The sequence below is a fragment of the Longitalea luteola genome (assembly GCF_017356035.1).
GTDB classification, from domain to species: domain Bacteria; phylum Bacteroidota; class Bacteroidia; order Chitinophagales; family Chitinophagaceae; genus Niastella; species Niastella luteola.
Genome location: NZ_JAFIQX010000014.1, coordinates 145,643 through 167,581, shown reverse-complemented (window position 1 = coordinate 167,581; position 21,939 = coordinate 145,643). Strand labels below are relative to the sequence as shown.

The window sequence follows — 21,939 nt, the reverse complement described above, 5'->3', positions numbered from 1 at the left end:
GACGTGTTGGGACTATGCTTTTTTCCTGATGTTGAAGATCAATCCTAAATATTGACTGGGCGTTAAATTGCTATTAAAAGCGTATTAAGAAGTTTACAGTTTATAGTTCACCGTTCATAGTTCTTGGGTCCTAGTTTTGTTCATAGTTCAAAACTCATGCATTTCAAGATTTGCCTTCGTTCATAGTTCAAAGTTTTGTGACCTGCCTGTTACCTTTTGTCTATTGTTGTTTCGTATGCCTTGTTGCCTCTTTTGTCTATTGTCTGTTGTCCATTGTACCGGTTGTTCCTTTCTGCCTTTCTGCCTTTTTTCTTTTGCGTTTTGTCTATTGTCTATTGCTTCACAGGCGGCAAAAAAAAATCCCTCCGGAGGTCATCCGGAAGGATTTTATATTAAGGCGTTTTGATCGTATTATTATTAATAATCCCGGTTGTATCCACCGCCGCCACCGCCGCGATTGTAGCCACCTTTTTTGTAGCCACCGCCGCCGCCGCCGCCACCGAAGCTGCGTTTTTTGAATCCACCGCCACCACCACCTTGTGGTTTTGGTTGAGCTTCGTTGACGATAATCTTACGGCCTAAAACTTCAGACTCGTATAAGCTGGTCAGCGCGTTTTGAGCTTCGCCGTCCTCAGGCATTTCTACGAATCCAAAACCTTTGCTACGTCCGCTGGTTTTGTCCTTTACGATTTTAGCAGAAGTAACTGAGCCGTACTGCTCGAACAGGGTTCTTAAATCCTCATCGGTCATTTGCCAGGAGAGGTTCCCTACATAGATGTTCATTGTAACGAAAATTTTAGTGTTCTGAAAAAAAGGATAATGGCAATAGTTGCTACAATGAACTGAGGAAACCGAAAAACAGGTAAGACACTGCAGAACATGAGAACTAAGACATTAATCTAAACATGAAGATAGGAGAAATAATTTGATTTAAACAATAAAAAAAATCTCTCATCCAATAAGGGTGCGGGTTTGCACAAATTACGTAATTGATCCAAGACAAGTACTTAATGAATGGTAGGGGTATTTTTATGTGGATGAGCAGTTCACCTCAAATTGGGGAATGGGGCAGATATGTAAATTTTATACATATCCGCTAAAAGAAAAGCCTTTCCTGCCAATGGCAGAAAAGGCTGATTTTATTGAAATGGGAACGTATTACTCGGCCACTACTTCAAATTCCAGCTCGGTGCTGTGACCATTGCCGAAATCGATGGTAGCTTTATAAGCGCCCAGTTCTTTTACTTCATCAGGCAGAGAGATCTTCTTACGATCGATCTCATAACCTTTTTGCTCGCGGATGGCGCGGCTCAGTTGTAATGAAGTAACGCTACCGAAGATCTTGCCGCTGGTACCGGATTTAGCTCCGATCTTCAGGGCGCCTTCTTTCAATTTAGCGATAACCTCATTGATAGCAGACAACATCTGCTTTTCTTTCTTTTCAATCTGCTTTCTTTTTTCCTCTAATTGTTTGAGGTTAGAAGGACTGGCTTCTACTGCAAACTTGCGGGGGATAAGAAAGTTACGGGCATAGCCATTGCGTACTTTAACTACCTCGTTGGCAGCACCCAGATTGTCTACGTCTTGAATCAGTATTATTTCCATGGTGTCCTCCTACTTTAAAAGGTCAGTTACGTACGGCAATAATGCCATTTGACGGGCTTTTTTTACAGCCTGCGCTACTTTACGCTGGTACTTCAGCGAGTTACCGGTAATGCGGCGGGGCAGTAATTTACCTTGTTCGTTCAGGAATTTTTTCAGGAACTCAGCGTCCTTGTAGTCGACATACTTGATGCCATATTTCTTGAAGCGGCAGAATTTCTTGCGCGGCTTCTCGGTTTTAATGGCGGTCAGGTACTTTATCTCATTTGCTTTTGCCATACTATAACTCTACTTTTTCAGTTCCTGTAGGTACACCACTTCTCTTTTTACCATTGTACTCGACGGCGTATTTATCGAGCACAGTGAACATGTGACGCAATACATTGTCGTCACGCAGCAATTGAATTTTCAATTGCTCATTGAGGTTGGATGGCGCTTTGTACTCCATTACCCAGTACAGACCAGTGGTCTTTTTCTGGATCGGATACGCCAGTGATTTTAATCCCCAGGGATTTTCGTGCACTATTTCACCGCCGATACTTTTGATATAGTCGGTGTATTTTTTCTGAGACGCTTTGAAATCATCGTCAGAAAGCACAGGGGTAAAAATCACCATCAATTCGTAATTGTTCATTGATCCCTGTTTGTTGGTTAAAAAATAATTTTAAAATGGGCTGCAAAAGTAGGACAATCCGGCCAAATAGGCAAATAGCCTGAAAAAGAAGCGACAAATGGAGATTAAATTAATGTCAAAATTAGCAGTTGCACCGTAAAAAAAGCGATAACTTAATTGTTTAATAATAAACCTGCAGCTTTAAAGCTGCTAGATTTGTTTCCTTAAAAGTCGACATCCCCTTGACTTGATCCCACTGCTAGACCGATAGAAAGGCCTCATTATCAATTAATTTAGTAATCAATTACAATTTATGGGTAAATTTTTACTCCGGCTTGGCCTGCTATTGCCAGTGCTAGCTGTATCCTTTATTTCTTACAGTCAAACATTTTCCGGTATTTACAATTTTACCGGTGTTTCTACCAGTTCAGGCAGAACTGATCCTACGGCTGTGCCTGTTGCCACTGGATTGACATTTGGCAGTTTTGCAGCCGTGGCGCCTTCAGGTAGCGCCCTGAGTGCAAATCCCAATGCGGCAGGCCGCTTTAGTTTTACAGGCTGGCCGCTGGGAGCTGCCAATGGCGATGATAACAGTTTTTCCGGCTCCATTGACCTGGGCCAGTACTACGAGGTTACGCTTACTCCAGCTGCCGGCTATGCAGTTGACCTAACTTCCGTCACATTTACTTTACAGCGTTCGGGCACCGGTATAAGACATTATAGCGTAAGATCGAGCCGCGATGGCTTTGCCGCTAACCTTCCGGCCTCTATAAATCCAGCGAACACCAGTTTGTTGATAAATGCCGGCAATGTATTCCAGGTGCTGGATGCAGCCACTGCTGCAAACAATGGCAGTACCGTTACATTGACTGGTTTTTCAGGGCTTACTGCTGCGGTTACCTTCCGGTTTTATGCATGGGATGCGGAAGCCAGTGGCGGTACATTCAGTATCGATAATGTAACGTTCAATGGTTCGGCAACTGTTGTATCGGGTTCTCCGGTGTTAGCGGTTAGCGCGCCGGTCTTGAATTTTCAGGGCACGCATATAAACACTACCTCCACTTTGTCATATACGGTAAGCGGCTCAGATCTTACAGCCGGGGTTTTTCTTACTACAGGGGCTCCCTTTTCCCTGTCATTGGATAGCGTAATCTTTTCAACAAATGCATCCATAACCGCCGGGGATGCGATGGCAGGAAAGAAAGTATATGTTCGTTTTTCGCCTGTTTCGCTGGGTGCATTCAATGGCGCCATTTTGCATACCAGTGCAGGCGCCGCCGATAAAAGCATCCCTTTGTCGGGCGAAGCCATCGATCCTGCTGCCGCAGCCTTTAATTTTAATTCGTGTACGGTAAACGGGCTTCCCGGGGCAGGCTGGTTATCGATCAATACAACAGGTTCACAAAAATGGGGCTGTAGCCAGTTTGGCCGCAACAGCACCAATGGCGTATCGGTAAATGGTTTTGTAGCTGGAAGCGCGCAAACCAACGAAGCCTGGCTGATATCACCGGCATTGCACCTGGGCGGAATGGTGAATATGCCGGTATTGAGTTTTTATAGCCGCGGCGAATTTACCGGGCCTCTGTTAAACTTGTATGTTTCTACTGACTATGATGGCAGCAGCAGTCCAACCACCGCTACCTGGACAGCATTAACAGCCAACTTTCCAACGCCACCCGGTACAGCCGAAACTGTATGGACTTTATCTGATAACATTGACCTGAGTGCTTATAAAAGCGCGCCCAACGTGTACATAGCTTTCCGGTATACTTCTTCGCCGGCAACGAATGCCGCCCGCTGGTCGATAGATGATGTGGCTCTTACAGATCAGTCTACATTATTATCGGTTAGCCCCGCCCAGCTGAATTTTGGTGAAGTAGCTGCCGGTGGCCATTCAACCGGACAGGCAGTGTCGGTACGGGCAGTAGGCAACACTGATATCACTTTAACGGTACCCGCCGGGTATCAGCTGTCAACTGATAATGTAAATTTCAGTACCAACCCTTTGTTGATCGATCAGGCAACAGCGGCAGCCGGTACAACCGTGTACATCCGTTTTTCACCTACTGTTAAAAAACTAACCATTAGTGGTAATTTGACTATCAGTGGAACCGGTATCAACAAGAACAGTGTTGCTTTATCTGGTTCTTCTTATCCCAGGTCAGAAACTTTCGATGTGGCCTGTTATAACCTGGCCTTTTTTGGATCCAATTCAACCAACAATGCAACACCCGCCAAGATCACTACACAGATCAATAATATAGCCACGGTGATGCAGCGCTTGAATATGGATGTGGTTGCATTTGAAGAAGTATCGAGCGATTCTGCCCTGAATGAGTTGTTGTTGAAATTGCCGGGATATTCAGCGGTGACCTCAAGCCGGTGGTCTTATTCCTTCCAACCGGCCGATCCTGATTTTCCGCCACAGAAAATTGGCTTTATTTATAATACGGCTACCATGGCATTATCGGTAGCAGAGCCGCCGCGGCCGTTATTCGAAGCCATGTATGACAGCGTGCTGGCTGGTCATTCCAGTAGGGTGAATGATAATTTCTGGGCTTCAGGCCGCCTACCCTATATGGCCACCTTCAATGCTACCATAAACGGACAATCGAAGAAGATAAGATTGGTTGTTCTCCACGGTAAATCAGGATCGGAAGCCGGAGACTACAACCGTCGCCTGTTTGATGCACAGGTATTAAAAGATACGCTCGATGCCCTGTACAGGAACGATAATGTGATCATCCTGGGCGATTACAACGACCGGTTGTATGGTTCAATATATGCAGGTGCTGCGGTGTCGTCATACAATGCGTTTGTTACTGACAATACGGGTTATGCACCATTAACGCGTTCACTCGACAGTGCCGGCAAGGTGAGCTTTTTAGGTGGTTCGGGTTTGATAGATCACATTGTTATCACCGGGCCAATGAGATTGAATTATATCGATAGTTCAGTTGCCATTGAAGATCCGCGGTTATATATCTCCGGTTATGGCGCCAATACGGCTTCTGACCACCTGCCGGTATATACCAGGTTTACATTAGCTCCTCAGGGGCCATTACCCATTACTTTGCTTGATTTCACTGCAAAGCCAACGGGTAACTCGGTAATGGTGCGCTGGACGACGGCCATGGAGCAGAACAATAAGTATTTTGTTATTGAACGTTCTGCAGATGGTAAAAACTTTACTGCCATTGGCAGGGTAGCAGGGGCGGGAAACAGCGAACAAGAACTGCATTACCAGTTCGTAGATGTGAATCCGCTACCAGGCACCAGTTATTACCGGTTGCAACAGGTGGATGCGGATGGCCAGTTTTCCCGTTCTTCACTAGCCACCGTTCGCATGAATACTGAGGGTAAAGCTGCGCTTGTGCTGTTGCCTAACCCCGTGACCAGTTATGTAAACATAAACATCAATACAAACGGTAAGAGTTACACAATGCGGGTGAGCGGTGTTGATGGCCGCGTAGTAGTTACAGGTTCAGGCCCGGTAGATCAACTGACCCGGCAATTGAATAACAGACTGTACAGCCTGGCGCCAGGTGTGTATATATTGAAGGCCGATAATGCAGAAGAACATTATACGATCAAGTTTATGAAACGGTAGTTGTGAATCACGTGCTGCAAGCGTGCGTCCTGGATGATCAGGACGCACTTTTTTTTGATGGCGGGTATAAAAAATAATAGTAACCAAGACATTTTACTCTCCGGACCTCCGAAGGTGGCTCCCTGGCGCGTCTTTATTCCCAGGTTTGAGACAGGTAAACAGCCAGGCTGACATTTTTGCCGATTTTATGGCTTGGCAGGCCAATGGCACTCTCTTTGGTACGCTAAACGCACAACGCTAAACGCATAGCGTTCAACCCGTATATATGCTTGTCTGAGTTTTGGCGTACGCCCGAATTTCGGGAACAAGCGTTCAGCGTTCCGCTTTAAGCGTTCAGCGTAAAATATTAACTGCCAAAAACGTTCAATATGCAAAAAGGGACCATCCAGGTACAAACGGAGAATATCTTTCCAATTATTAAAAAATTTCTCTATAGCGATCATGATATCTTTCTGCGCGAGCTGATCAGCAACGCTGTGGATGCTTCACAGAAATTAAAAACACTTTCTTCTATTGGTGAGGCTAAGGGCGAGGTCGGCGATCTGCGCATTGAAGTAAAACTCGACGAGGAAAAAAAGACCATTACTATTTCTGACCGTGGTATCGGCATGTCGGCAGCTGAAGTAGAGAAATACCTGAACCAGGTGGCATTTAGCGGCGCGGAAGAGTTTGTAAAGAAATACAAAGGGCAGAATGAGAACGCCATAATCGGTAAGTTCGGTCTGGGCTTTTACTCTGCCTTTATGGTGAGCGACAAAGTGGAAGTGTTCACCAAAAGCTTTAGAGAAGACACGCCGGCGGTTCGCTGGGAATGTGATGGCAGTCCGGAATATATGCTCGAAGAAACTGACAAAACTGACCGGGGCACCGATATCGTTTTGCACATCAATGAAGAAAGTGCCGAGTTCCTGGATGCATTACGCATTGAAGGTATCCTGAACCGCTTCTGCCGCTTCCTGCCCATACCAATTTATTTCCGCCATAAACAGGAAGAAAAAGATGCGGCTCCTATCAACAATACGCAGCCTGCCTGGAAAAAGAAGCCGTCTGAACTGACCACAGAAGATTACCAGAATTTTTATAAAGAGCTGTATCCATACAACGAGCCTCCTTTGTTCTGGATCCACCTGAATGTGGATTATCCGTTCAACTTAACCGGTATCCTGTATTTCCCCAAAATAAAGCAGAGCTACGAAATTCAGAAAGACAAGATCCAGCTGTACAGCAACCAGGTGTTTGTTACCGATGAAGTGAAAGATATTGTGCCTGAGTTCCTGATGCTGTTGCATGGGGTTATCGACAGCCCGGATATTCCATTGAACGTAAGCCGCAGCTATCTGCAGGGCGATCCCAATGTGAAGAAGATCAATAACCACATTACCAAGAAAGTGGCCGATAAACTGGAAGAGCTGTTCAATAAAGAAAGAAAAGAGTTTGAAGGCAAATGGGATAGCCTGGGCCTGTTTGTGAAGTATGGTATGATGACCGACGACAAATTCCTTGAGAGAGGCAACAAGTTCCATTTGTTTGAAAGCGCAGCAGCACCGGCGGCTGAAGGAACAGAGACAGAGAAGAAGTATTACACGCTGGAAGAGTACCGCATGGCTGCCGAAACCCTGCAAAAGAACAAAGATGGTAAACTGGTTATCTTATATACCACCGATCTGGTTCAACAGGATGCCTATATCAGGGGCGCCGAAGCAAAAGGTTTTATAGTGGTGAAGCTCGATACCCTCATCGATCCTTCGTTCATTAACCAGATGGAAATGAAATGGAACGATGTTCATTTTAACCGGGTGGATGCTGATATTGCTGATAACCTCATTGACAAACAGGAGAGCCTGGACAGTGTTTTAAGTAAGGATGAAGAATCGACGCTGAAAGGATTGTTCGATATAAAAATGCCTGGCCTCAATATGACGGTAGAAGTGAAAGGCTTAAGCACAGATGCGCCGCCGGTAGTGGCTACGCGTCCTGAATTCATGCGCCGGATGAAAGACATGGCCGCCATGAATGGTCCCATGGGTGCTTTTTACGCCAATATGCCCGATGACGTAACGCTCACGGTGAACGGCAACCATCCCATCTATCAACAGGTGTTAAAGGATGGTGATAAACAGAAACAGGAAAAAGTAATTCATAACCTGGCCGACCTGGCGCTGTTATCACAAGGATTGCTGAAAGGCGGGAACCTTACTAACTTTATTAATCGTAGCGTAGAACTTATGGGCACGGAGAAGACTTCGGTTAAAGTAGAAGCATAGTTAAGTAGCAGGTTTGCAAATGTGCAAATGAATACAGCTGCATACAAAAAGCCCCGGCAATATCGCCAGGGCTTTTTTATTTTACCTACTAAACCAATTGTCCTTTCAGAGGTATTTCCTTTCTTTTATTTCGATCTGCCTGTCATTCCATTAGCTAATCAGCACATTATCACATCATCACATTGACCTTATTTCCATCCCCCACCGAGTGAACGGTACAGTTCCACCATCGCGCTCAGCTGGTCACGTTCTACCGTTACCTGGTCCAGTTCTGCCTGTAAGAGGCTGCCCTGGGCAGTGATCACTTCAAGGTAGTTGGCCAGACCACTTTTGAATAACAGCTCTGCATTGCCAATAGCGCTGCGCAGCGTATTTACTTTGTCGGTGCTGAGCTTATATTGCGTTTTCAGTTTATCCAGTCTCACCAGGGCATTCGCTACTTCGCCCATGGCGGTGTAGGCCGACTGGCGGAAGCTGATAGCAGCCTGATCGCGCTGCAGTTTGGCAACTTCAAACTGTGTTTTAATCGCACGGCGTTGAAAGATCGGTTGTGTTAGACCTGCGGCGCCAAGGGCAAACAGCGAAGCTGGCATTTTGAACCAATTGGTGAACTCCCAGGCATTCAGTCCGCCATTGGCTGTAATGCTTAATGTAGGGTAGAAGCTGGCTTCTGCTATGCCAACCCGGGCATTAGCGGCTACGAGCGCCATTTCATTAGCACGCACATCGGGCCTGCGGCTTACCATTGCGGCAGGTATGCCGGTTGGTAAATTCTCCCAGACTTTGTAATTGCTCAACTGTGCAGTACGCGCAATGGGACCTGGCTGGTCGCCACTGATTATACGGATGGTATTTTCCTGGATCGCTATCTGTTGTTCCAGTTGCGGGATCAGGATAGCTGCAGTTTGTTGCTGGGCGGTTGCCTGTTGTACTGCCAATTCACTAACCTCACCGGCCGTTTTTTGCAGTTTGATGATGTTCACAATGGAATCGCCCAGCGCCAGGTTACGTTTGGCAATGGCCAGTTGCGCATCGAGCATCAGCAGGTTGTAATAACTGCTGGCGATGTTGGCAACCACAGCCGTTTGCACAGCCCGGCCAGTTTCGTATGATTGCTGGTAAAGGGCGCCTGCTGCTTCACGTTGGCGGCGCAGCCTGCCCCAGATATCTATTTCCCAGGTAAGGCCTGCTCCTAATGTATAGTCTTCAATATGATCTTTGCCCAGACTGTTCTTGAGGAAATAACCATTAAAGCTATTCTCTGAAGGAAAAGAGGTAGAAGCATTGATGTTAGCCTGTATAGTAGGGGCCCAGTTCACCCGTGCCTGGTTGGCATAGGCGCGGGCTTCTTCAACCCGTTTAACGGCCAGTTGTACATCAAAGCTGTTTTCCAATGCATGGCCTATCAGTGCCTGCAGGGTAGGATCTGAAAAGAACTTTTTCCATTCCATATCTGCCACACTGGAATCGGAGGGTGCTGTGGTCGTGTTGGCAAATTGTGCCGGTAAGGAAAGATCGGAGCGCTGGTAATCTTTTCCCATGCGACACGCTGCCAGCAGCGCCACCAATGCCAGGGTGGAATAAATAGTGATATTACTTTTTCGCATTATCTCCTTATTTAAATTTTCGAACTGTTAGGTATGCCATCCGCAGATAGCGGATGGCATACTATGATTATTGATTATTCGCTGAGCTTGATCTCTCTTAAACCCGGGCGGCCTGTTACTTTCTCCTGCAGGTACTGGAATATTACGAACAGTACCGGGATGAGGAACACACCAAGTATTACACCGGTAAGCATACCGCCGATAGCGCTTACTCCAATGGAGTGGTTACCGAGGGCGGAAGCGCCATGGGTAAATACCAGTGGCAATAAGCCCACAATGAAGGCAAAGGAGGTCATCAGGATCGGACGAAGCCTGAGCCTCGATGCTTCCAGCGCTGCATCGATCAGTCCCATACCATTTCTTCTGCGCTGTACTGCATACTCTGTGATCAGGATCGCGTTCTTCGCCAACAGACCTACCAGCATGATCAAACCGATCTGAACATAAATATTGTTCTCAATTCCGGCGAAACCAATAAAGGCAAACACCCCAAGGATACCCGTTGGTACGGTCAGGATCACTGCCAGAGGCAGAATGTAACTTTCGTATTGTGCTGCCAGCAGGAAGTACACGAACAACACACTCAACAGAAAGATGAACACCTGCTGGTTACCGGTCTTGATCTCTTCACGCGTTACGCCGGTCCACTCATAGGCATAACCTCTTGGTAATACCTTGGCAGCGGTCTCTTCGATGGCTTTAATAGCATCACCGGTACTGAAACCAGGTTTCGGGCTACCGTTAATGGTAACGGCGTTGAACAGGTTGTTGCGGGTAACGGTTTCAGGGCCAAATACGCGTTTAAGCGATACCAGTGTTTTGGCCGGAACCATTTCTCCCTGGTTGTTCTTTACATAAATGCCTTCCAAAGAATTGAAGTCATTACGGAAAGCAACATCGGCCTGGGCCATAACGCGGTAATATTTACCAAACCGGTTGAAGTCGGTAACAAAGCTACTGCCATAATAGATCTGCATGGTCGACATCAGTTCGCTGATCGATACGCCTAATTGTTTGGCTTTTGCATAATCCACTTCAATGGTGTATTGCGGGTTATTGGCTGCAAAAGTGGTAAACGCGAATCCGATCTCCGGCCGTTGCATCAGGGCGCCGATGAACTGCCAGGCGGTACCGCCGAGTTTCTCGAGCGGGCCGTTGGTGCGGTCCTGCAACATAAACTCAAAACCACTCACGTTACCGAAACCTTGTACTGTAGGAAAGTTGAAGAAGAAGGCATTTGCGCCTTTTACCTGCTGCACTTTGCCTACCAGGCCGGCAGCGATCTCATCCGGGTTTTTGACCGGTCCACGATCTTCATAATCTTTCAATCGCATAAAGCCCGCTGCATAAGGCGATGCGTTGGCATTACTGATGAAGTTCAATCCATCGATCACATACAGGTGGTTATAGGCCGGATCCTGTTTGATGATACTATCTATTTGCAAAGTTGCCTGGTGCGTTCTTTCCAGTGAACTTCCCGGCGGGGTATTCACTGCAAACAATACGAAGCCCTGGTCTTCTGTTGGAATAAAGCCGGTAGGCGCATTTTTCGCCATGTAGAAGGCACCCACGGTGATGATCACCAGCAGGGTGATAGCGATCCATTTTTTTCTTACCAGGAACTTCAGGCTGCGTACATACCTGTTGGTCATTCCATTGAAGCCTGCGTTGAAGCCTGCATAGAAGCGGCCCATAAATCCTTTCTTGGGACCATGTGCATTTCCTTCGCCGGCGTGCGGGTTCTTGAGGAACAAGGCACACAATGCCGGGCTCAGCGTAAGGGCGTTTACGGCGGAGATAAGGATCGCAATGGCGAGGGTGAAGGCAAACTGCCTGTAGAATACACCCGCAGGCCCCTGCATAAATCCGACCGGGATGAACACCGCGGCCATTACGAGGGTAATGGAGATGATGGCGCCCGAGATCTCGCTCATTGACTGAACGGTGGCCGCCCTGGCCGGCAGATTCGTATGTTCCATTTTCGAGTGCACCGCTTCCACTACCACGATGGCGTCATCCACTACCACACCGATTGCCAACACAAGGGCAAACAGGGTAAGCAGATTGATGGTAAAGCCGAACAGCTGCATGAAGAAGAAGGTACCGATAATGGCCACCGGAACGGCTATGGCCGGGATGAGTGTTGAACGGAAATCCTGCAGGAACAGGAACACCACCAGGAACACCAGAATAAAGGCGATCACCAGGGTTTCCGTTACCTGGTCTATTGAAGCGTCAAGGAACTCTTTCGAGTTGTACATGACGGTTGTTTTAAGACCTTTCGGCAATGTTTTCTCAAATTCTTTCAGCAGTCTTTCCACTTCGGTCAGGATGTCGTTCGCGTTTGAACCGGCCGTCTGGAACACGGCGAAACCCGATACCGGTGTACCGTCCATCCTGGAGTTGGTAGAGTAGGTGTAAGAGCCAAACTCAACTCGGGCCACATCTTTCAGGCGCAACATAGAACCATCGGCATTGGCTTTGATGATCATGTTCTCATATTCTTCGCCCTGGTTCATCTTGCCCTTATATTTCAATACATACTCAAACACTTCGCTGCTGCTTTGGCCCAAACGGCCGGGGGCTGCTTCCAGGTTCTGGTCTTTGATAGCATTCAGTACATCCTGCGGTGAAAGGTTGTTGGCGATCAAACGATCGGGCTTTAACCAGATACGCATGGAGTAATCCTTGGTACCGAATACCAGGGCCTGGCCAACACCAGGTACACGCTGTACGGCCGGAATAAGGTTGATCTTGATATAATTTTCCAGGAACAGCTCATCGTATTTGTCTTTATTGTCGCTCGAAAGCGCCACGAACATGATGATACTGTTCTGTACTTTCTGGGTAGAGATACCTGCCTGAACCACTTCTGTAGGTACCTGGCTGATGGCTTTTGATACGCGGTTCTGCACGTTCACAGAGGCGATATCAGGATCGGTACCCTGCTTGAAGTATACGGTGAGTGTCATACTACCATCGTTACTGGAGTTGGAGGTCATGTAGGTCATGTTCTCCACACCATTGATGGCTTCTTCAAGCGGGGTGGCCACGGAGCGTGCCACTACCTCGGCATTGGCGCCGGGGTAAAGGGCCGTTACCTGAACGCTTGGCGGCGCAATGTCAGGGAACAGCGTAACAGGCAGCGTGTAAAGCGACAGCCCGCCTAACAAAAGCAGAATAATAGAAACAACCGTTGATAGGACCGGTCTTTCAATAAATCTTTTTAACATGAGGGAATAATTTGAATTTGAAGTCTGATGTCTGAAGTCCGAAGTCGGACGTCTAAAGTCTGATCCGAAGCCGGAAAACCGGAAGTTGAATTTATAGTAGACAAAAAGCCTCCTATAGCCAGAGCGGTTACACTCTGACAGCTGGCTTCCGGCTTCTGACTTCGATTATAATGGTTTCGCTTTCAGCAAACTGTCGGTCGACATTGGCTGCGGCACTATGGCTGCACCATCCTGCAGGTTGCCAACGCCCGTAAAGACGATCTTTTCACCGGCTTGCAATCCATCCTTAACAAAGTAGTAGTTGGTTGTTTTGCCTGAAACCGTGATTGGCTTGCTGGCAACTTTGTTGCTATCGCCAACGGCAAATACAAACACTTTGTCCTGCACTTCGAAGGTGGCTTCAATGGGTACAACCACCGCATTGTTATACAATTGCGGAATGCGAACCTTTCCGGTATTGCCGGTGCGGAGGATGCCGCCCGGGTTAGGGAAAGTGGCGCGGAAGCTGATGGCTCCGGTTGTTCTATCAAATTGACCTTCTACGGTGCTGATCCTTCCTTTAACCGGATAAATACTATTATCGGCCAGCGCCAGTTCAACCGGCGGTACTTTTTTCACTTTCTCTTCAATGCTGTTTCCGGCAAATTGATTTTTGAAAGTGATAAAGTCCTGTTCGCTCAATGAAAAGTAAGCATACATTTCACTGATATCTGAAAGAACCGTGAGCGCATCATTTTTACCAACCAGGCTTCCCGTCTTATAGGGGATCCTTCCAATGTAACCATTGGCCGGTGCTTTCACTATTGTATAACCGATATTGATCTGCGCATTGGCCACCGCCGCTTTTGCCTGTTCTACGGCAGCAACAGCTGCGTCGTAATTGGCTTTGGCGGTTTTCAGCTGAACTTCGGAGATGACGTTGTTTTGTACAAGCGGCGTCAGACGGTCTACTTCTACCTGTGCCTTCGATACATTGGCCTGGGCAGCGAGCAGGGTTGATTTTGCATTGTTCAACGCTTCATTATAAACACGTGCATCGATCTTGAAAAGCGGTTGGCCGGCTCTTACAAAAGCGCCTTCATCAGGATATATCTTTTCCAGGTAGCCTTCTACCTGAGGCCTGATCTCTACATTCACTTTTCCTTCCAGCGAAGCAGGATATTCGCGGAAAGTAGCGCCTGAGGTGGTTGCAACAGCCAGTACAGGTAATGCCGGTGCGCCCTGCTGGTGCATTCCAGGGGTGGCCGAACTGTTAGCACAGCTATATAATGCTGTGGCCAAACCAAGTGCTGTAAACAGCTTAATCCAATTGGAACTGATTTCTACGTTATATAAAGGTTTCATCATACATAGTTTAAAAAACATACAATAAATCGTTGTGGACAAGCAATACGTACTACATTGAAGTTCCGGTATGTAGCGAACCGTTTTCAACACAGGTTCACATGTGTTGGGTTATACCGCTTCAGCTGGCGTGGGCACGGAAAAGTTCAGGTGTCCGGAGGTGAGGTGTTAAAAATGTTGTGTCATTGTTGTAACTTTGGTTAGTCCGCCAAAGACGGGTGTTGGTGCTGCCAGGCCAACATTATCATTCGTAGGTTCAGAAAAATAGCTTCCATTCAACAGGTCGCCGCTGCCATGCTGTCGATAATGCTCAACTTTCGATATGTTACCTGCCGTTAAAAATGATTATGTAAAAGTAATAACCATTGCGGCGATAGTAGTTTACCTTATTGGGGGATTAATTGTACTTTTCCCGGATTTGTCTCTGGAATAAGGCAGGTGTATTACCTGTATGTTTTTTGAAGAACCGGTTGAAATAAGCATCGTCTTCAAAGTTCAGGCGGCCCGCAATTTCTTTTACCGAGTGTTCACCCCAGAATAATAACCGTTTGGCCTCCAAAATCCTTCTTTCGTCGATAATTTGTTTAGCTGTTTTGCCGGTAACAGTTTTTATGAGGTCGTTCAAATGGCCGGGGGTAACATAAAGCATATCTGCATACTGCGTTACCTGTGTGGAGTTTACGAAATTTTCATCGATGAGCGTTTTGAATTGACGTACAATGCGGTTTTGTGAGTAGTCCATGGTTACTACACTGCTCTCTACTTCGTTCTTACAGTTCACGAGCCGGCCTGCGCATATAATAAATGCATTCAGCAGGTTCTTCAGGATAAGCCCTTTTTGCGGTTTGTTATCCTTGAACTCCTGGTACATCAGCTCGAGATATACTGATAATTCGCGCACCTGCTCCTGATTCATTACCGGTAATACCACCTGGCTGAACATACATTCCCAACAGGCAAGCACACCCTGGGTTTCAGTGAGCAGGAACTCTTTATTGAACGAAATGTGCATCATCTTATAAAAGGAGTTGCCTGTTTGCTGATGCACCTGATCGGGCGCCAGCATTAACAAAGCGGGCGCCTTGATCGTATATTTTTCAAAGTCAGTGTAATGTGTTACTTCGCCTTCCTGCAGAAAACTGATCTTGTAATCAGTATGGCGATGCGGAATAGCCATATAGGATGGTACAGAGTTACCTTCGGTTTTTTTAATTATGAAATTGGTGCCTGGTATGCAGGCTGCCATATCATATACTGGAATCAGTGCCTGGTTATTTTTCATACAATCACAACTTGGTAGCAGATGAACATCAACCCTAAGCAGGGTGGATAGTAAAAATATTATAATAATGGCAAACTCTTAGCACCGAAAATATTATTGTACCATAAAATTTTAAACGGCAAACCTTTTCCGGGGATGGATTGTTAAAGCGGGAACTTATAATTGCCTCGTTGAAATACAGCAGTTAATAACAAATCCAAACGAATGTTCATAATCATTTAAGCAACTCATCATCTTCAGCTTTTCATGATACGGCTGCGTGTTTTTGCAAGGTCGTTGCTTCTTCTGCCAACCGGAAATCTATAACCCTCAGCTGTAAGTGCTTTTCATTGTTCCATTCATTTTCATCCAGGGTAAACACAACATCTACCGGTTTTTTCGATTCCAGCAAATGAAACTTCTTCGCCATACCAAAGCCGATACCATTAAATAAAATATTATCCTGCCGGAGCGAGAACTTTATATGCTGTTCTTTTACTATGCGTGAATAGCCTGAATCGGTAACACGACGTACAACGAACAAAGGTCGCATATTTTCCGGTCCAAATGGTTCCATCTGGTGAATGATATTATAAAATGACTGCCGCAGGTCTTTGAACTCCACTTCTGCGTCGATGATGATCTCGGGGGTTAGCAGTTCTGGTGTAATGGTGGCTGCCACCACTTCTTCGAACCGCGCCTGGAATGCTTCTACCTTATCGAGTGCCAGGGTCATACCCGCGGCATAAAAATGACCTCCATAACCCAACAGCAGGTCCTTACACTGGTGAATGGCTTCATATACATTAAAACCGGCCACACTGCGGGCTGAACCAGCCACATATTCGCCGGATTGGGTTAGTACAATAGTAGGGCGGTAGTAATAATCAATAAGACGGGAGGCCACAATACCTACCACCCCCTTATGCCAGTGTGATTGAAATATCACGGTTGATTTACGACTTCTGAGCAGATCGTTGTTTTCAATGATCGCGAGGGCTTCTTCCGTTATGTTCTTGTCTGCTTCCTTGCGGTCGGTATTGTCTGAATGCAACATTTCTGCAAACTGCAGCGCTTCCTGCGGCGTGTTGGCAATGAACATCTGCACGGCTTTGCGGGCATCATCCATGCGCCCGGCTGCATTTACCCGGGGCGCGATCATGAATACCAGGCTATTGATATGCAATTCTTTTTGAATACCGCTGAGTTGCTTTAGTGCCAGGATGCCGTAGTTGGGATTTTCGTTGGCTTTTTTCAACCCATAGAATGCCAGAACCCGGTTCTCACCCGTCATGGGAACAATATCGGCAGCAATGGCGGTGGCCACCAGGTCGAGGTACTCAAAGGGCGCCGACTCATCGAGTTTCATACTGGATGACACGGCCGAGATCAGTTTAAACCCAACGCCACAGCCGCACAATTCTTTAAAGGGATAGCCACAATCCTTTTGTTTTGGATTCAGGATGGCAACGGCGGGAGGCAGTACATCATCGGGCATGTGATGGTCGCACACGATGAAGTCGATGCCGTTATTGCGGGCGTATTGGATCAGCTCGACCGACTTAATTCCACAGTCGAGGGAAATAACAAGAGTAAAGCCGTTCTCGATAGCAAAATCGATCCCTTTTTTTGATACGCCGTACCCTTCGCGGTAGCGGTGGGGGATGTAGAAGTCGACCTTTTGCGGATCATATACTTTTTGCAGAAAACGTAACATGCAGGAGACAGCGGTGGTGCCATCTACGTCATAATCGCCAAAAACGAGTATTTTTTCCTGCCGGTCAAAAGCCGATAAAATGCGGGTTACGGCTTTATGCATATCCTTCATGAGCCAGGGATCATGAAGATCGGTAAGTTGGGGGCGGAAGAACTGTTTTGCTTTATCGTAACTGTCGATATATCGTTGGGTAAGGATCTTACAAAGAACAGGATGAATTTTAAGGCCGGCATACAATTGCTGCACTTTCTCTTCTTCTGCGGTTAGTATGTTCCATCTCTTTTGTAGCATAACTTGAATAAAAACTCAAATCTCAAATCACAAGATCCAAATAATAAATACAAAATCTCAAATCCAGGCTTATGCGATTGCTAATGCTTATTGTTCGTTCCCTGGAATTTGGTAATTGGAATTTTTTGGATCTTGGTACTTGGTTCTTGTGATTTTGCATTAGTATTTTCTATCAGTTGTGTACCGTACCAGTTCTTCGAGTCCGTTACGTATTTCTATATTTTCAAATTCATGTAAAATGGCCAGGGCTTCATCCCTGAAGCTAAACATTTTTTTCTCAGTATAGCTGATACCTCCCGTTTGTTTCACCACATTTATTACTTCCTGAACTTTTTCGGGGTCTTTATTCTGATTTTTTATGATATATATCAGTTTCCGGCGGGTGGCGGCGTCGGTGTTTTGTAGCGTATATATTAAAGGTAAGGTCAGTTTTTTCTCCCGTATATCGTTGCCGGTGGGTTTTCCAATGGCTTCATTGCCGTAATCGAAGAGGTCGTCCTTTATTTGAAAGGCCATGCCTACTTTTTCTCCAAACACGCGCATTTTTTCGGTGATGGCCTCGTCCTGGGTGGTTGACCACGCGCCGGAAGCGCAGGCTGATGCCAGCAGGGAAGCGGTTTTACCTTTTATGATCTCGAAGTAGGTGTCTTCTTCAAAGTTGAGGGAGCGGGCTTTTTCCATCTGCAGCAGTTCGCCTTCGCTCATTTGCCTGATAGCGTTAGATAACAGCTTGAGTATACGGTAATCGTCATGGTCAAGTGAAAGCAGCATGCCTTTGGCCAGGAGGTAGTCACCGACCAAAACGGATACCTTGCTTTTCCACAGCGCATATGTAGAGAAAAATCCCCTACGTTCAAGTGATTCATCTACTACATCGTCATGTACAAGGGTAGCTGAATGTAGTAGTTCTACCAGTGAGGCTGCCCGGTAAGTGGTATCGTTAACGGGCCCGCACAGCTTGGCTGAAAGCAGTACAAACATAGGCCGCAGCTGCTTGCCTTTACGGTTTACCAGAAACCGCATAATCCTGTTCAGGAGCGGGACCTGGCTCTTTACAGCATCATGAAACTGCCGTTCAAATTCGGGTAATTCTTCTCGTAATATTGCTAGTGATAACTTCATGCGGAAATAGGATGAGCAAATTACTATTATTAATGTATAACGTAAGAGGCATTTAATTTGCTCTATAATGATCTTACTGTGTGAAAGACAGCAAGATAATGCACATTGTGTTGGGGAAAAAAATTTGGTAGTTAGCTGTCAATTAATATTTTTGCACAGATTCTGAGTTCAGGTTACTTAATCCTTCACATAAAATTTAGTTATGGCAAGCAAAAAGTACGTAAGTTTTTTAAGCTTATTGTTCCTTTTAACATCTGCTGTCTCCTACGCACAATTGGGAGGTACATACGATGTAATGGATTCTTCAGTTGTTCCTTCTAAAAGATTACCTCAGCACACTGAGTTCATGGCAAACAATTACGCTTACCCGGCCAAACCCCGTAACCAATGGGAATTAGGCTTACAGGTAGGTGCGTTCAGCATCTCCGGTGATGTTCGTAACCGTTTCCCTGGTTTGGGTGCTGCTATCCATGCCCGTAAAGCACTGGGTTATGTATTCTCTTTGAGAGGTCAGTTAGGTTTTGGAACTACCAAAGGTTTGAACTTCCAGCCTTCTACCAGCTATTCAAAAAACCCTGCGTGGGCTGGTTATGGTGCAGGAACTCCGGTATTTTATAACTACAAGACCAATATATATGACCTGAGCATCCAGGGCGTTGTTACGTTGAGCAACATCCGTTTCCACAAAGCAAAAAGCAGCTTTAACATCTATGCTTTTGCCGGTTTGGGCGGTATGATCTACGATGTAAATATCGACGCTTTGAATGGCAGCACTCCATATGATTTCTCCAGCGTGGTTGCTCAATATGGTCCTAGTGGCTTTCAATATGAGGACAGAAAAGATATCAAAAGCGATCTGAAAGATATCCTGGATGGTGATTACGAAACAGAAGGTGAGATCGATAATGGTCAACCTCAATTATTCGACAAACCTTTCCGTTTCATGGGAAATGTGGGTGTTGGCGTTCAATTTAAGCTGAACAAAAGGTTGAGCCTCGCTATCGAAGACAAGTGGACTATTACAAAATCTGACTTATTAGATGGTAACCAATGGCAGGAAAATGGTCCTGGTCAGCAAACTGCTCAAACCAGAGATTATGATGCTTACAACTTCCTGTCACTCGGTATTAACGTAGCCATCGGTAATAAAGCTGTTGAACCTTTATGGTGGCTGAATCCGCTGGATTACGCTTACAACGAGGTTAACAAACCCCGCCACATGAAGCTCCCCAAACCAGTACTGGACGATGCTGATGGCGATGGTATCACTGACCAATTCGACCAAGAGCCTAACACACCTGCGGGCGCTCCTGTTGACAGCCATGGTGTTAGCCGCGATACTGACGGTGACGGTGTACCTGATCACAAAGACAAGGAACTGGTTACCCCCACACAATGTCAACCTGTTGACGCTGATGGTGTAGGTAAATGTCCTCCGCCTGCATGCTGCGATTCATTGATGAAGATCATTGAAGAAGGTGGTATAAGAGGCAAATGCGGTATCGGTGATTTACCAAGCATCACTTTCAGACCAAGATCGATCACATTAAGCAATGACGCTAAAGCCCTGCTGGCTTCAGCTGCTCAGCAGATCAAAAATAATCCTAACTGTAAAATAGCTGTTATCGGTTACTGCTCTTCAAGCAAATCTGAACAACAGTTAAGTTGGGATCGCGTGAATGCCGTTATCAGCTACCTGGTTGATAAAGAAGGCATTAATCAAGACCGCTTCATCTTCAAATATGGTGAAGTAGGTGGCGATTGCAACACCGTAGACCTGCGCGATGGAACTGGTGAAGAAGGTCCTACTACAGTGCCTGCTCCGCACCCGAACCTGCGTCGTGGCAGATAAAAAGTACTTTAGCTAAATTTGCTTTAACTAATAGTATAACCTTCCCCCGTTTTGCCGGGGGAAGGTTTTTATATTTATCTTAACGGCCTGTTTTTGGGATACAGCACCTTTCCATACATATTTGCAGGAAAACCTTAACTTTGCCCACTTTTATGCGTTCAGCTTTACTAATTGTAATAATTGCCTTAAGCGTAGCGTCCTGCTCCAGATTTTCGAAGGTGCAGAAAAGTACCGATTATGACTATAAATTGCGGATGGCCGAGAAGTACTATGTAGCTAAAAAGTATCACTACGCCCAGCAATTGTATGAGGAACTGTTTCCCTTAATGAAGGGGCAGCCACAGTTTGAGGATCTTTTTTATAAATATGCGTATTGTTCGTATCATTTACGCGACTGGCTGCAGGCCGAGAACCTGTTCAAACAATTTGTAGAGGTTTTCCCAAGCAGTCCGAAAGCTGAAGAGATGGAATTTATGCGGGCTTATACATATTACAGGCAGTCGCCCAAGCACGAGCTCGACCAAACCAATACGCAGAAAACCATCGGTTTGATGCAGACATTTATCAATACGCATCCCAATTCGCCTAAAAATAAAGAGGCGGCTGAGATCATGGATAAATGCCGGGCCAAACTGGAGGCAAAGGAATTCGCCAGTGCTGCCTTATATTATAATATGGGCCATTACCGCGCTGCAGCGATCGCTTTTACCAGTTTGATGAACGATTTTCCTGATTCACAAAAAAGTGATGAATATAAGTTACAGGTTATCAAGGCTTATTATTTATTTGCCGTAAACAGCATACCAGATAAGCAACCTACCCGTTTTGAACAGGTGATTACGGAGTGTAATGATTTTATAGACCGTTTTCCTGAAAGCGAACTGAAAAAGGAAGTTGAGAATTACGTGACATTATCAAAAAACAATCTTAAAGCCAACAATAATGAGCAAATTACGAAGACAAATTAGCGCCAATACCGCTAATGTGGCCGAAACAAAAGATTTGAACGCCATTAAAGGCAAAACCGGCAATGTGTACGAATCGATTGCCATTATTGCCAAACGCGCTAACCAGATCAATATCTCCCTGAAGGAGGAACTGCATAATAAACTGGAAGAATTCGCCAGCCACACCGACAGCCTCGAAGAGATCCACGAGAATAAAGAGCAGATCGAAATTTCAAGGGCTTATGAGCGGATGCCTAACCCGGCCTTGCTGGCTACCCAGGAATTCCTCGATGACAAGATCTACTACCGTAAAAACGAAGATGACCTCTTCAGTTAATATTTAATGGTAAAAAATGTATGGAAAGCGACAGAAAACAACCTGTCGCTTTTTAGTTTTTATAAGGGCGGAACGAACTTTGCCAGGGTGTTGTGCTTATGTTATTGTTGATAAGCCGGGTCGGCTGCTGCCCGCTTGT

15 protein-coding genes are annotated in these 21,939 nt (G+C 46.0%); 5 read left to right on the top strand and 10 right to left on the bottom strand.

Annotated features, from left to right (window positions below; genetic code table 11):
* Positions 1 to 417 precede the first annotated feature (417 nt).
* The 4 genes from rbp to rpsF form a co-directional block, all read right to left on the bottom strand.
* Positions 418 to 783 (bottom strand): RNA-binding regulator, encoded by a 366-nt coding sequence (rbp, locus tag JUB15_RS25865; protein ID WP_081198473.1) that lies wholly within the window; start codon positions 781 to 783, stop codon positions 418 to 420.
* Positions 784 to 1,158: 375 nt separating this feature from the next.
* Positions 1,159 to 1,605, bottom strand: a complete 447-nt coding sequence (gene rplI / locus JUB15_RS25860) for a 50S ribosomal protein L9 (protein WP_207515556.1) — start codon at positions 1,603 to 1,605, stop codon at positions 1,159 to 1,161.
* Positions 1,606 to 1,614: 9 nt separating this feature from the next.
* Positions 1,615 to 1,881: a 30S ribosomal protein S18 gene (gene rpsR, locus JUB15_RS25855; RefSeq protein WP_205514212.1), complete on the bottom strand. Its 267-nt coding sequence runs from the start codon at positions 1,879 to 1,881 to the stop codon at positions 1,615 to 1,617.
* 1 nt (position 1,882) lies between these two features.
* Positions 1,883 to 2,236 (bottom strand): 30S ribosomal protein S6, encoded by a 354-nt coding sequence (gene rpsF / locus JUB15_RS25850; RefSeq protein ID WP_207515555.1) that lies wholly within the window; start codon positions 2,234 to 2,236, stop codon positions 1,883 to 1,885.
* A 292-nt stretch (positions 2,237 to 2,528) separates the two neighbouring features.
* Here rpsF and JUB15_RS25845 point away from each other — a divergent pair, with 292 nt between their 5' ends.
* Positions 2,529 to 5,825 (top strand): T9SS-dependent choice-of-anchor J family protein, encoded by a 3,297-nt coding sequence (locus tag JUB15_RS25845; protein WP_207515554.1) that lies wholly within the window; start codon positions 2,529 to 2,531, stop codon positions 5,823 to 5,825.
* A 368-nt stretch (positions 5,826 to 6,193) separates the two neighbouring features.
* The gene (htpG, locus tag JUB15_RS25840; RefSeq protein WP_207515553.1) at positions 6,194 to 8,089 is read left to right on the top strand and encodes a molecular chaperone HtpG; all 1,896 of its coding nucleotides are present in this window, start codon (positions 6,194 to 6,196) and stop codon (positions 8,087 to 8,089) included.
* A gap of 188 nt (positions 8,090 to 8,277) precedes the next feature.
* Here the strand turns inward: htpG and JUB15_RS25835 are convergent, their stop codons facing one another.
* From JUB15_RS25835 to JUB15_RS25810, 6 genes are all read right to left on the bottom strand, one after another.
* Entirely contained in the window at positions 8,278 to 9,696 is a 1,419-nt protein-coding gene (locus JUB15_RS25835; protein WP_207515552.1) for an efflux transporter outer membrane subunit, read from the bottom strand.
* A gap of 74 nt (positions 9,697 to 9,770) precedes the next feature.
* The gene (locus JUB15_RS25830) at positions 9,771 to 12,929 is read right to left on the bottom strand and encodes an efflux RND transporter permease subunit (protein ID WP_207515551.1); all 3,159 of its coding nucleotides are present in this window, start codon (positions 12,927 to 12,929) and stop codon (positions 9,771 to 9,773) included.
* A gap of 165 nt (positions 12,930 to 13,094) precedes the next feature.
* Positions 13,095 to 14,210, bottom strand: a complete 1,116-nt coding sequence (locus JUB15_RS25825) for an efflux RND transporter periplasmic adaptor subunit (RefSeq protein WP_242696517.1) — start codon at positions 14,208 to 14,210, stop codon at positions 13,095 to 13,097.
* Between the two features lie 460 nt (positions 14,211 to 14,670).
* Positions 14,671 to 15,555 carry a helix-turn-helix domain-containing protein gene (locus JUB15_RS25820; protein WP_207515549.1) on the bottom strand — a complete coding sequence of 295 codons (885 nt, stop codon included), beginning with the start codon at positions 15,553 to 15,555 and terminating at the stop codon, positions 14,671 to 14,673.
* 244 nt (positions 15,556 to 15,799) lie between these two features.
* On the bottom strand, positions 15,800 to 17,542 hold the full coding sequence (gene recJ, locus JUB15_RS25815; RefSeq protein WP_207515548.1) for a single-stranded-DNA-specific exonuclease RecJ: 1,743 nt from the start codon (positions 17,540 to 17,542) through the stop codon (positions 15,800 to 15,802).
* Positions 17,543 to 17,701: 159 nt separating this feature from the next.
* On the bottom strand, positions 17,702 to 18,664 hold the full coding sequence (locus tag JUB15_RS25810; protein ID WP_207515547.1) for a polyprenyl synthetase family protein: 963 nt from the start codon (positions 18,662 to 18,664) through the stop codon (positions 17,702 to 17,704).
* A 202-nt stretch (positions 18,665 to 18,866) separates the two neighbouring features.
* On the opposite strand from JUB15_RS25810, the gene JUB15_RS25805 reads away from it, so the two are divergent.
* From JUB15_RS25805 to JUB15_RS25795, 3 genes are all read left to right on the top strand, one after another.
* Positions 18,867 to 20,516, top strand: coding sequence for an OmpA family protein (locus JUB15_RS25805; RefSeq protein ID WP_207515546.1), 1,650 nt, complete (start codon positions 18,867 to 18,869; stop codon positions 20,514 to 20,516).
* A gap of 152 nt (positions 20,517 to 20,668) precedes the next feature.
* Complete coding sequence (locus JUB15_RS25800; RefSeq protein WP_207515545.1) at positions 20,669 to 21,484, top strand: outer membrane protein assembly factor BamD; 816 nt, start codon at positions 20,669 to 20,671, stop codon at positions 21,482 to 21,484.
* A complete protein-coding gene (locus JUB15_RS25795) occupies positions 21,459 to 21,800 on the top strand; it encodes a DNA-directed RNA polymerase subunit omega (RefSeq protein ID WP_081167337.1) in 342 nt (113 codons plus the stop codon). Before JUB15_RS25800 ends, JUB15_RS25795 begins: the two co-directional genes overlap by 26 nt.
* The last annotated feature ends 139 nt before the right edge of the window (positions 21,801 to 21,939 follow it).